This is a genomic window from Wolbachia endosymbiont (group A) of Anomoia purmunda, from assembly GCF_947251545.1.
Classification (GTDB): domain Bacteria; phylum Pseudomonadota; class Alphaproteobacteria; order Rickettsiales; family Anaplasmataceae; genus Wolbachia.
In genome coordinates this window covers 672,231-684,788 of sequence record NZ_OX366362.1, presented here as the reverse complement: position 1 = coordinate 684,788, position 12,558 = coordinate 672,231, and the positions used below count along the sequence as shown (strand labels likewise).

Below are 12,558 nucleotides of genomic sequence, written 5' to 3'. Positions count from 1 at the left end.
AGTTGGCTGTAGACGCATTAAAGTTCTCTAAAGGTTTCTTTACTACCTTCACGTATTCTATTTACCCATGAAGACAATACTTCATCATTGCTAATCTCTTTTATAGCATACTTTTCACTCCATATGCCACATCTAGTGAAATTACCTTTCTCTACTGCTTCTTGAAGTTTCACTCCCCCAAAAAGGCAGTTTTTTCCTATTTCTTCGCCTCTTTTTTGTAACTCAGCCCACATTTCCTTGTTTTCTACTCTCACTTGTACTTGATCATATTTTTTTACATCATGGTACAATATAATATTTAGCTTACCAATGCTTGTAGGAAATTCTAACACAACAGAGCTACCATCTGATACATCAACGTAATTTCTTGCACCTCCTTGCTCCCTTCTGATCTCAACTTCACTATTGCCAATTTTTAAAATGTTACTTCCTAACTCTCTCAGTATTTTGGCAACTTCTACTTTACTGTTCTCAGAAAATTCTATATATGATGTTGTATTGTCTATCTCGATATCTATTAATTCTCCTTCTTGCACAGCACTTTCGCCAGCTTTCTCTAGTTCTTCTAGTCTCTCATCTATCTGTGGCTGAACTTCTGGTTGTAGCTCATTATAGATTTCACCTATCAATTTATTCTCCAATAAAGTATCATGAAACTCTGCACCGTTTAGCATTAATTTACGTATTAGCTTTTTACGGTCAGCCTTATCAAATTTATGAAAATGTGTGCCCAGTATCACATATTCTGCGAAGCTCCACTCTCCATCATTACATGCATTTAGCCTTCCTCCAGAAGCTAGTACTTTGTCTATAACTTTGTGCAATTCATTTACATTATTTGCCTCTACCACTTCACTTTTAAACCAGCTCAAAGTTTCACTTTCACCTGCACTTGGCTTTATTTTTTTCAAAGCTGAAGCAAATGGATTTTTATCTTCTTGATCACTTACAGGTTTTGTGCCATAAACATAGTCAAATCCTTTCCCATAGTTGATTTTGTTTTCGCGAACTTCTCTACCAGGGAAAGGTGCTATTTCTTCAGGCTTTTTAGCCTTATTAATTTTGCTTACAAAGGTGGATTGCTCCTTAGTACGACCAATTCCTATAATCGCATTTAACATCTCACCTTTTGATAATCTATCAAGATCAATGTTTAACTCGTAAGTACTTCCTTCTTGATCATCAAAAGGTACAATTATTTTATTACCCATATTAGCCTCCGCTATTAAATATACTTTACTAAGTCTACAACCGACTTTATTACTTTATTATTAGCTTGATGTATACTTTCTCATTAATTATAAGAGATAATTAATGTACTTGCAAATACTTTTTCATTCAAGTAGTTAAACAACTCATGAAAAGTAAGACTCTTCATCTACTTCAAACATCTGCTTTATAACAGTCCTTGCTCTTTAAAACTAAAATATCCAACACTTGTGATGATAATGTGATCCATTAACCTAATCCCTATAGTCTGACAAGCTTTAGCCAAGTCTTTAGTTACAGCTTCATCCTCATCAGATGGCTTTAACCTTCCTTCTGGGTGGTTATGCGATATTATTATTGACGTCGCTTTTCTTATTAATGCCTTTCTTGTTACTTCTCTTATGTAAAAAGGTACCTTATCCACTGTACCAGTGAACACTTCTTCCCCCTTTAAACGGCACTTTTGATCAAAATATATTATTTTCATCTTTTCCTCCTCTGAATAACCAATACTCACCCTTAAATATTTTACGATGGTTTCCAAGTTATCCATTACAGGTCCTTTCTTTAACTCTTCTCTTGGTACCCTCTTTGCAGCTTCCCTTAGGCATAAAATTACTGCTACTGTAGAGTCAGTTATCCCTTCTATAGTTTTCAAGTCATCTATTTCCTGGCCTAAAACTCCTCCTATTCCAAAACTATCTATTAGCTTTCTAGCAATAATTCGAGCTTCTTCCCTGTCATGCACTGCACTTAGAAACATTTCTATTACTTCACGATCAAGTAGAGCTTTACCGTTGCTTTCTAATGCTCTGAATTCTATTTCTTCTCTACGATCTTTCTTATTATTCATAAAAATTACCCTTCACTAATAACAAAATGTTTTTATATATTTACTGCTGTTTTTTGTCAGCATTGGCATAAAGCCATAGCTTTTGAGTGAAGTCAAATCAATTTTTAAATCCTTTTTATTTATTTTTTTATGAAATAGTAAAGATATTAATAAGTGCTGATTTTTTATTTTAAATTTGTTGAATTTCGTCTAAAGAGATGCCTACTGTTTTTAAAATAATATTGATAGAAATTCCTTCCTTAACTAAATTCTTTGCAATTTTCATCTTTTCTACTTTCTTCACTTTCTCTTTGCAAACTTGTATGCTTTCAAACAGAGATTTTATTAGTACATGACGTAGTTCTTGGCTTTTGATCTTTTTGTATTCTTCTATTAACTTTGATAGCTCTGCTTCACTATTCTCATTTTCTGTCGTTTCTGGAAGTAGATCTATAACACTAATTGATAGTACCTTTGCTATTTCATCTAACATTTCAAGCGAAACACCAGCTCGTCCTTGTTCATATTCATATATTCTTTGATTTATTATGCCCACCTTACTTGCTAAATCTTCTTGAGTGTATCCTCTTCTCAACCTCCATTCTTTTATTCTTCGACCTACTTTATACGGAATAGAAATTTTTTTTTCATCATTATCATATTCACCAATAGATAAATTAGTTGTTCGAGAGATAACATGAGTAGAAACTCCTTCCTTAACTAAACCCTTTGCTACTTCTATTTTTACCGCCTTTCCACTTTCTTCCTCACTAATACGGATGAATTTAGTTAATAAATAAAACGTTTCTCGTAATTCTTGGTCCTTAATCTCTTTATGTCTTCTTACTAGATTTAATATCTCTTCTTCCTCATACCTTTCCTCATTTGGTACTTCTTGTCCGCAAGCTAGATCTCTAGCAGTTGTTGATAATGCTTCTGCTAATTCATATAACTTCTTAATTGAAATTCTGCGCGTTCCTTTTTCATATTGCAGTATTACCTGATATGTTGTTCCGATTTTTTTTGCTAAATCTTTTTGAGTATATCCCTCTGCTAATCTACAATTTCTTACTTCCTGTCCTATTACTTTGTAATCTAAAAAATTAGAGCATTTATTCTCTTTTTTCACATTTTATACTCCATAACCAGAAGAGCTATCACGTATACCTAATTGGGAACCTTTTTGACAAACTGAACTCATCTCCTTTCAAACAATTTTTCTATATCACTTAGTTTCATTTCTATATAAATTGGTCTTTCATGACCAGAATATGGAGTTTTCTCAATTTGTCTTAGTATCTCATTCATCTCTTCCAATTTCATTTTTCTTCCTGCTCCATGGCAAGCGATTGTGGCTGATATTTTATTCACCTTATCCTCTATTGGCAACGTATCTTCCATTTCCGTTAACTTATCTACTATATCAACTAGCATCTCTTTTATACCTATTGTTCCCAAGATTGAAGGTATTTCTTTCACCATTATTTTATCTTCTGATTCTATTTCAATACCAAAACCCATTTCAAAAAGCTTATCTTTATAAGTTTCAACCATCTCCATCCCTGCTTGGTTTTTAATCTCAACTATTTCAGGAAGGAGAAGTTTTTGTCTTTTTATGCTTGATTTTTGCTTTAAGCACTCGTAGATCAACCTCTCATAGGCTGCATGTTGATCTACTATAATCAGCCTATCTCCAGCCTCAGCAATAATGTAAGTATTGTAGACCTGACAGCGTGCATATCCCAGAGGATGATCCTCTATTAAATCAATTTGCTTTCTTTCTAAAACCATCGTTCCCTTTTGGGGTGGAGATTCTCCATATTTAAACGTTTCTGGTAAGCTTCGCCTTCTTTCATCTGGTGCATTGAATTCTTTCATTAGACGATTTTCTAAAAGACTTGGTCTCTTTTCATAAAACTCTTTTTGATTTTTTTTCTCTTTGCTATTAACCGGCTCTTGGCTATCAAACTCCTCAATACTTTGACCACTCGCTGCAAACCTCGTTGATAGTGTTTTTATTATTCCTCTTCTCACTATTTCATATACTAGTCTCTTGTTCTGAAACCTTACCTCTGATTTATTTGGATGCACATTTACATCTACTTGATCGTATGGTATCTCTAAGTGCAGCGCTGCAAAAGGATACCTCCCAACTGGAATCAAATCTTGATATGCGTATCGAATTGCACCAACAAGTAGATTGTCTTTTATTGGCCTTCTATTAACAAACGTATAGATCTGAGTTGAATTGCCTCGATTGATAGTTGGTTTACAGATGTGTCCCGTAAGTTTGATGCCTTCCTCTTCCTCTTTTACTTCCAGCGAATTGCTCTGAAATTCTTCTTCTACTTCACATAATCTGTTAAATAATGAAGTTTGCTTAACATATTTTAAGAGCTTTTTATTACCGGAAGTGAGAGTAAACCCAATACTATAGTTAATCATTGCTAAGTTATTTACAATATCAACAATGCTTTGTGTTTCTGCCCTCTCGGTTTTTAGAAATTTTAATCTATTTGGAGTGGCAAAAAATAAGTCACGAACTTCAATATATGTACCCTGTAGCAAAGAACAAGGTGTAATCTCTCTTATTTTTTCTCCTCCCTCATACCTTATAGACCATGCTTCCTTTGCTCCACTTGCCTTAGACGATAATTTCATTCTGCTTACTGCTGCAATTGAAGGTAAAGCTTCTTCCCTAAACCCAAGGTGCTTGATTTCTATTAACTCACTATCGCTTAATTTTGAAGTGGCATGCCTCATAAATGCTAGGTCTAAGTCGTCCTTTTCTATTCCATTTCCATTATCTGTCACAGTTATAAGATTGCGCCCACCACTTTCTATTTTGATCTCTATCTCTGAACTTCCAGCATCTATTGCATTTTCTACTAATTCCTTTACTACACTTGCTGGCCTCTCTATTACCTCTCCCGCTGCTATACGATTTATAGTTTTTGTGTCTAAAAGAATTATTGGTCTGGTAGAGATCATAACTGTTAAATCCCCCTATTAGGTTTAACTGCTATGATCCCCCCAACAGAACCGTACTTGCGAACTTCCCGCATACGGCTCTTCAGTGTAGCATTCACAGCATCTTTGATTACTGCTATCTGATTTAGTTTTCCTTGCGTCATATTCCAACCTCTGTTGTATTGGTGTAACAATCCCTAAACCAGTTACTAAACCGCTGATCGCTTTCCCTTGTACGTGGCTTTCCCACGCTCTGAGTACTATCAATCAGTCCGACTTCCTTTGCCTCTTCCGTTAGTTCTCGCCTTTGTTGACTTGTTCCAACATACCTTAGTAGGAATTCAAAGGATCTCCCAAGTTCATTTAGAATCCATCTCAACACATGACACGGCCTTCGATCCCGATAGAGTGAGTGGTAACTTACCTTATCGTTACCCTTCATGCTGTCTTCCACCTTATGGAAAGTGTCGACCTCTATGATATCGGAAATTTAGGAACTCAATACCTTCACTTGCGTTGTACCCTGTGTTGTCCATTCCATTAGCTTTACTACGCTCGTTACCTTACGCAGCATAATGGTCTGTTCTAGGCTGCTGGTTAGACTTTGCCTAGGTTGGATTTTCACCAACTGTCTTCTAAACGCTTTTCTTGGCGCACCCATAACACTCCCTCCAATCTATGAAACTTAGAGCTCCCTCTATTTTTTTGTGATTTCTTGATCTCACAATCTCTATATTTTAGCTTTTTAGATTCCTTTCTAGCAAGTCTATCTGCCTCTTCATTATAGGTATTACCACTGTGAGCCTTAACCCACTTCCAGTTAATATCATGCTGCAAGACAATTTCATCCAATTCCTTCCATAACTCAACGTTTTTTACTGATTTTTTATTGGCTGTCTTCCAACCATTTGTTCTCCACTTATTGATCCACTCTGTTATACCTTGTTTAATATACTGACTATCAGCGTGTAAAACAACTTTGCAAGAAACTTTCAACATCTTTAGCCCGTTAATCACGGCCTTTAACTCCATCTTGTTGTTCGTTGTGTTTTCTTCACCTCCAGAGATACGTTTTTTGATAAAGACACTTTTATTTTCATACATTATCACAGCTGACCATCCACCAGGACCTGGATTTCCGGAACATGCTCCATCTGTATATATTGTAACCTTCTTTTTGTCCATATTGACAGGATATAGATTTAACATAAATTTGCTACTGAAATGTTGACATTAAGTTTCAAGATCTTTATCATGTAAAGGTGTGGGAGGCTAATGAATCTGTCCTCACGATGTTAGGTAAATCGTAATTGAGCTTTTAGGCTCGTATTTTTATTAGGAGGTTAGTCTTTCATACCCAAAATAATTGTTTTTAAAGCTCTTTATAGCTCATGAATTCATTTGCTGGGGTTTATAGAGGGAGTTGTAAAAGATGATAAAATATAACATTAAGGTGCGTGGTAGCATTCTAGGGTCATTTATGAAGGTAGTTTTTTGCCAACTCTTGAAATTTAGCTAACTTTAATAGACTTTAGCACAAAAACGTTGAATATTTCTTCAGAATTGTGTATAATTATCAATGCTTTTTAGGTTAATTCGTCATGGCTCTTTCGAAATTTCTTGATCCAAAAAACGACCTTAGTTTTAAGAAAATATTTGGCTCTGAAAAGAATAAAAATATCCTCATTCACTTCCTCAACGATATCTTGGACTTTTCTACTTCTGATCAAATAATGGAAATTGAATTCCTTAGTACTATCATGGATCCTGAAATTGCTTCTGACAAACAAAGCATTGTTGATGTTCTTTGCAAAGACTCTATTGGTAATAGATTTGTCATCGAAATGCAGCTCGCTCGTGATAAGGGCTTTGAAAAACGCGCTCAACTTTATGCTGCTAAGGCTTACTCAAGACAATTAGATAAATCTGGTAATTATATTGATCTTCAGAAAGTCTTCTTTATTGCTATTTCCAATTGTAACCTTCTGCCTGAAGAAGTTGACTATATTTCTACTCATAATATACGTGATATCAAAACCAATGGTCATTACTTAAAAGATCTACAATTTATCTTTATTGAGTTGCCTAAATTTACAAAAAATAGAGTAGAGCAGTTAGAGAATACTACAGAGAGATGGTGTTTCTTTTTTAAATACGCAGAGGAAACAACTGATGAAGATCTGAAAAAGATAGCAGCAGAAGCTCCGATAATAAAGCTAGCATATGATGAATTAGACAGGTTTCGCTGGAATGAAAAAGATTTGATCGCATATGAGGAAAGAATATTGAGTGTACAGAAAGAGAAGGCTATTTTGGAACAACGTCTTGATGATGCTACTCACAAAGGTAGACAAGAAGGTAGACAAGAAGGCATCCAAATCGGCGATGAAAAAGGTAAAATTGAAGGTAAAATTGAAGTTGCAAAAAATTCACTCAAGGCCGGTGTCCCTATAGATGTTATAGCTCAAATTACCGGTCTCTCTCATTCTGAAATTTTACAACTCAGGGAAAAAACATAAATACTACAACTTATTCACTTCAACATTTATGAAAACCTTTCTTAAGTTAAACATACCCCATAATTAAGAGTCTAATGAACTGTCTAAAACAGCTATAAAGATTGCACAAAGAATTATATAAATTACTATCATAACGTTACCCAAATTTCTGTATCAAAGCTACGTGCTGTAAGTTCAATATGGAAAACACATTAACCACTTAGCATTTAATGTCTACTTCATCCATTTTGGTATTAAGACTATCAGACTTGCTACCGGTATCCCTAATTATTTTGGCTACCTTCACTTTAAATTTTCCACTATTTGGCATATTATAGCTCCACCTCTTATATTATAACCTACCTATTGAGATTACCTCCAAGCTTGGTTACTCCTATCTCAGAAAGACAAGTTGATACTTCTGAATGGCTGTGAACTGAAGCATTACTTAAATAACTTTGAGGCTCTAAACTCATCTGCTGTTTTTTTGTACCATCAACTTCTAATCTACCATCTCTGTTGTGTAATATCTGCTCTATTGATTGATTTAGTACAACATTTAGCCTGCTATTAAATTGAACCATAAACTTGTCAAACTTCTTCGGACTTAATTTACCAGCTTCTTCGCCAGGACATGCCTTCTCTATATATAATTTTAAAATCCCTGAAATCTCATTAAATTTACCACTCATGATTTTTCCTGTAACTTCTTTCTGTATTTCCACAAAATCAATATTTAATCGATGCATTGATATTTTGCTATCCTTTGCAGCTTGCTCTACCACTTTCTCAAATCTCTTTGCAATATTCAATGCATAACCCTGTGCCTCTAGTGGAGATATAGGCTGATCTACTGTAGAAATATATTTCTGACCTGTAACTTTTCTAATGAGCGCATCAAGTAACATTATTGTACCATTTACATCCATTTTTGCATCAACTTGTGAGATTGGACTTGAAGTGCTTAATGTTTCCTTAAATAATATAGGTTTAGAACTTAATAATCCACCTACAGAGCCTTTTACCCAATCAAATAAATCATTTATCCAGGAAGATGGTTTTATTGCACTGCTTGTTGCTATTTCAGGTTGATTACTTAAATCTATAGCAAGCGGTCTTCTTGACATATGGTGACGAGCATGATCTCCATGGTGATGACGGCGTTTGCGTTGAACAGTTTTGTCTCTTTCTTCTTTGATTTTCTCTAAATATTTTACAACATCATTATGTTTTTTCCAAGAAGCAAGATCCAACGGTGTTTTATCATCCTTGTCTTTAACCTTAAAATCAGCACCTTCTTCTATAAGGTATTTTACCAGATCTAAATGACCATTTCTAGCAGCATAGTGTAGAGGAGTCCTACTAGTGTTATCCTTAGCATTAATGTCAGCAACTTTCTTTATAAGATACTCCACTCCGGGTAAGCAACCTTCAACTGCAGCCCAGTGTAGAGAAGTCCTTCCATTACTACTCTTAGTATCAATATAAGCACCCCGTTTTATACATTCTTTAACTTTATCAAGGTCTCCGCTTTTTGCAGCATTCAATAATTCTTTATCTAGATCTAATTGTGCTTGCCTTAAAACTTCCTCTATATCTTTGTAACCACTTTGAATAGCCAATTCTAAAGGTATATCACCATCCATGTCTCTAGCCTCAATGTTAGCGTGCTTATCAAGAAGAAATTTTACTATATCCAATCTGTTCACCCTAACAGCAAGATGTAAAGGTTTGTTATTATAGTCGTCTTGAGACTCAATATTAGCACCTTTATCAATAAGAAATTTAACCGTATCCAAATTACCCTCTCGAACAGCAAAATGTAAAGGTGTTCCCTGATACGTTATTTCATTATTAAATTTAGCACCCTTACTAACGAGAAGTTCTACTGCATTCCATTTACTTTTTTGAGCAGCAAGAAGCATAGGTGTCCAACCATTCCTATCTAGAAGCTCAATCCTAGCACATCTACTAAGAAGAAGCTGAATCATATCTAAGTTACCTTCTTGAGCAGCACAGTGTAAAGGCGTAGAACCATACATATCTTGAGCATTAATATTAGCACCATAATAAAGAAGGAGACTCACTACATTCAATTTTCCTGATTGAGTAGCGAAAAAAATTGGTGTATAACCAAAATTGTCTTGAGCTTCAATATTAGCATTATAATCATCACAAAGAAGTTTTATTTTGCTCAGATCACCTGCTTTGGCAGCAAGATGTAAGGGTGTTCTACCAAGTTTGTCTTGAACCTCAATGTTATTACTATTTGGGATTTCTAAAGACGTAGAATTTTCTTGTAAGTTACCTATCAAATCTGAATTATGTATTTTACCAAGGTAGTTTATTACATTAGAATAACCACCACAAGAAGCATAATATAGAGGTAGCCAGCCACCATGATCTTTAATATTAACATCAACTTTTTCTTCGTCTATAAAATATTTTACTATATCTAGTTTACCATTGTAAGCAGCATAGTGAAGGGGAATTCTACCACTATTATCTTTAATTTTTAAACTACTTTTTTCACCTACCACAAGATATTTTACTACATTTAGCTCGCCCCCATAAGCAGCACAATGCATAAGAGTTCGGCCATCGCTATACTTAGCACTTAAGCTAGCTCCTTGACTTACAAGATCTTCAACTTTGCTAAGATTTCCATATTGTGCTGCAATCAATAATTCTTTATCTAATTGCACGTGTTTTAAATACTCTACAATATTATTGTGTTTTTGATCAGTAGCAATATCCAGCAATGTTTTACCACCTTTGTCTTGAGTATGAACGTCAGCTCCCTTATCTACAAGGTACTTTACTATGTCTAAACGACCATTCCAAGAGGCCAAGTATAGTAACGTCCGACCATCTCTATCAGTATCATCAATACTCATTCCTTTGCTGAGAAAAAAATCTATAATGTCTTTGTTATTGTTTTCAGCGGCAATGTGTATAGGTTTTCTGCCAAAAATGTTCTCAGCGTTAATATCAGCACCCTTTTCTATTAAAAAGTTAGCAACTTCTAAGAAGCCTCTCCATGCAGCAAAATGTAGCGGTGTCCAACCATTTTTATCAGTATCATTAATATCAACACATTTGCTAATAAGGTACTTTAGTATATCCAAATTACCACTATAAGAAGCATCACATATAGAGGGGCCACAACGATGATCTTTACCCTCTAAACTAACGCCATTTTCAACAAGGTATTTAAATATACCAAAGTGACCTTTTAATACAGCATTGCGTGCAGGAGTATTACCATCTCTGTCTTCAGTATTAACATTAGCTCCTTGATTAACAAGGCCTGTTACTTCACTAATATTGCCAACTTTTGTTACATTCAACAATGCATGATCTAATTGTGCTTGCCTTGAAACCCTTACTATATCTAAACTAGAACCAGCATCTGCATTTCTCGTTTTTCTTACATTAGACCCACAATCTTCAATCATCCACATCCCTTGCGAAACCTGACCTCCTGGAATCCAAGTAAATACGCTTCTCCTATCTTTGTCATATTTAGCATAATCAGCAGCATACAAATACTCATTATGCTTAACATTCCTTATAGTACATTTATCACTGTTAGGCTCAATTTTCCACACACCTTGCGTAATTTGTCCCCCTGGAATCCAAGTAAATTGTAAGTTGGAAATGTGATATAAAAAGAAGCAAGAAGGAAGATAACTCTATAAAAATGTGGTTATCGCCAGGCTTGAGCGACCGTAAGACGGTAGTATTATAACATACGTAGATATCAAGGTACTCAAGCCTATCCTTCGAGACGTTTGAATAGTTGTTTGGGACATATATATGCACCCGTTTACAATCTTAAATTTTAACTTAAACTCTCGAGGTTCTTTATGGTTACATCTTATCAAAATTTTATTGGCATTGATATCGGAAAACTTGAATTTGTTACTGCAGTTAATGAACAAAAAGGTGTCATCAAATTTGACAATAGTTGTGTTGGTTGGAAACAATTCTACCAAAAATTTTCAAATATCTTGCCCAACTCCATGGTAATTTTAGAAGCTACAGGAGGTTATGAGCTTGGCTTATTGTATTTTCTTATTGATAGAAACATTGCTGTGCATCGTGCTAATACTCGTCAAGTTAAAAACTTCATTCTATCTCATGGAACTTTGGCAAAGACCGACAGTCTTGATGCAAAAGCGCTTGCCCAATATGGTTCTGAGCGTTGTGGACATCTGCAGCTATTTACACCTATCTCAAAAGAACAAACCACCTTGTTTGCACTTTGTCAGCGTCGTGACGATATTACGAAAATGCTTGTTCAAGAGAAGAATAGGCTAAAAACTCCTGGAAATGATTACATTAAGGAAAGTTGTCAACAAGCTATTGAATTCCTCAACAACCAGGTAGAAAAGCTTGATCAAGCTATACAAAAAATAGTCAATGAAAATCCTGAATTGCAACGATGCCAAAAAATTCTTGAAACAGTCCCTGGAATAGGTAGAAAAACCTCTCAATGTTTATTGTGTCTCATACCGGAACTTGGTTCTTTAAATAAAAGGCAAATTGCAAGCCTTGCAGGTGTTGCGCCTCATCCTAAGGAAAGTGGTAAAGCTATTGGCTACCGAAGGATTATAGGTGGAAGAAGTAACGTTCGTTCAAAGCTTTTTACAGCTGCCATGGCTGCTGCAAGGTCCAAATCTGCACTTGGTGCCTTTTATTCTAAGCTTATTGAAAGTGGTAAGAAAAAGATGGTGGCTATAACAGCTCTAATGCGTAAAATAATAGTGATTGCTAATGCAAGGCTTAAAGAAGCAGTTAATTTGCATATTTAAAAATTTACATAGCAATAACTGAAATTGGTTAATGAATATGCGCGTCCACACACATTAAAAGCGCATATTCATTAACTTAAGCAGAAATTGCTGTGGTGGCTGTTTGATACAAAATTCTGTTTCTATAACAAATGGGTTTTTATTGCCCATATGAAGTTGCAAAACTACAAATAAAAAATTTTTAAAAAAACATAGTTGATATGACGGTTCGCGGCGGCATGACGTAGAAGCT

General features: G+C 35.0%; 7 protein-coding genes and 1 pseudogene. 2 read left to right on the top strand and 6 right to left on the bottom strand.

Annotation, left to right across the window (positions count from 1 at the left end; translation table 11 throughout):
- Positions 1-17: 17 nt before the first annotated feature.
- The 5 genes and pseudogenes from OPR57_RS03540 to rnhA all read right to left on the bottom strand — a co-directional run.
- Positions 18-1,211, bottom strand: a complete 1,194-nt coding sequence (locus OPR57_RS03540; RefSeq protein WP_265037401.1) for a hypothetical protein — start codon at positions 1,209-1,211, stop codon at positions 18-20.
- 185 nt (positions 1,212-1,396) lie between these two features.
- Entirely contained in the window at positions 1,397-2,062 is a 666-nt protein-coding gene (locus OPR57_RS03535; RefSeq protein ID WP_265037399.1) for a JAB domain-containing protein, read from the bottom strand.
- Positions 2,063-2,231: 169 nt separating this feature from the next.
- A complete protein-coding gene (gene wmk, locus OPR57_RS03530; protein ID WP_265037398.1) occupies positions 2,232-3,170 on the bottom strand; it encodes a WO male-killing family protein Wmk in 939 nt (312 codons plus the stop codon).
- Positions 3,171-3,238: 68 nt separating this feature from the next.
- Entirely contained in the window at positions 3,239-5,032 is a 1,794-nt protein-coding gene (mutL, locus tag OPR57_RS03525; protein ID WP_265037397.1) for a DNA mismatch repair endonuclease MutL, read from the bottom strand.
- A gap of 732 nt (positions 5,033-5,764) precedes the next feature.
- A pseudogene (gene rnhA / locus OPR57_RS03520) lies at positions 5,765-6,196 on the bottom strand (ribonuclease HI); the annotation flags it as partial.
- A gap of 416 nt (positions 6,197-6,612) precedes the next feature.
- Between rnhA and OPR57_RS03515 the strand changes: the two are divergent.
- Positions 6,613-7,530 carry an Rpn family recombination-promoting nuclease/putative transposase gene (locus OPR57_RS03515; protein ID WP_265037396.1) on the top strand — a complete coding sequence of 306 codons (918 nt, stop codon included), beginning with the start codon at positions 6,613-6,615 and terminating at the stop codon, positions 7,528-7,530.
- A 338-nt stretch (positions 7,531-7,868) separates the two neighbouring features.
- Here OPR57_RS03515 and OPR57_RS03510 read toward each other — a convergent pair whose 3' ends face one another.
- Positions 7,869-11,120 (bottom strand): ankyrin repeat domain-containing protein, encoded by a 3,252-nt coding sequence (locus OPR57_RS03510; protein WP_265037395.1) that lies wholly within the window; start codon positions 11,118-11,120, stop codon positions 7,869-7,871.
- Between the two features lie 258 nt (positions 11,121-11,378).
- On the opposite strand from OPR57_RS03510, the gene OPR57_RS03505 reads away from it, so the two are divergent.
- A complete protein-coding gene (locus tag OPR57_RS03505; RefSeq protein WP_265035888.1) occupies positions 11,379-12,326 on the top strand; it encodes an IS110 family transposase in 948 nt (315 codons plus the stop codon).
- Positions 12,327-12,558 lie beyond the last annotated feature (232 nt).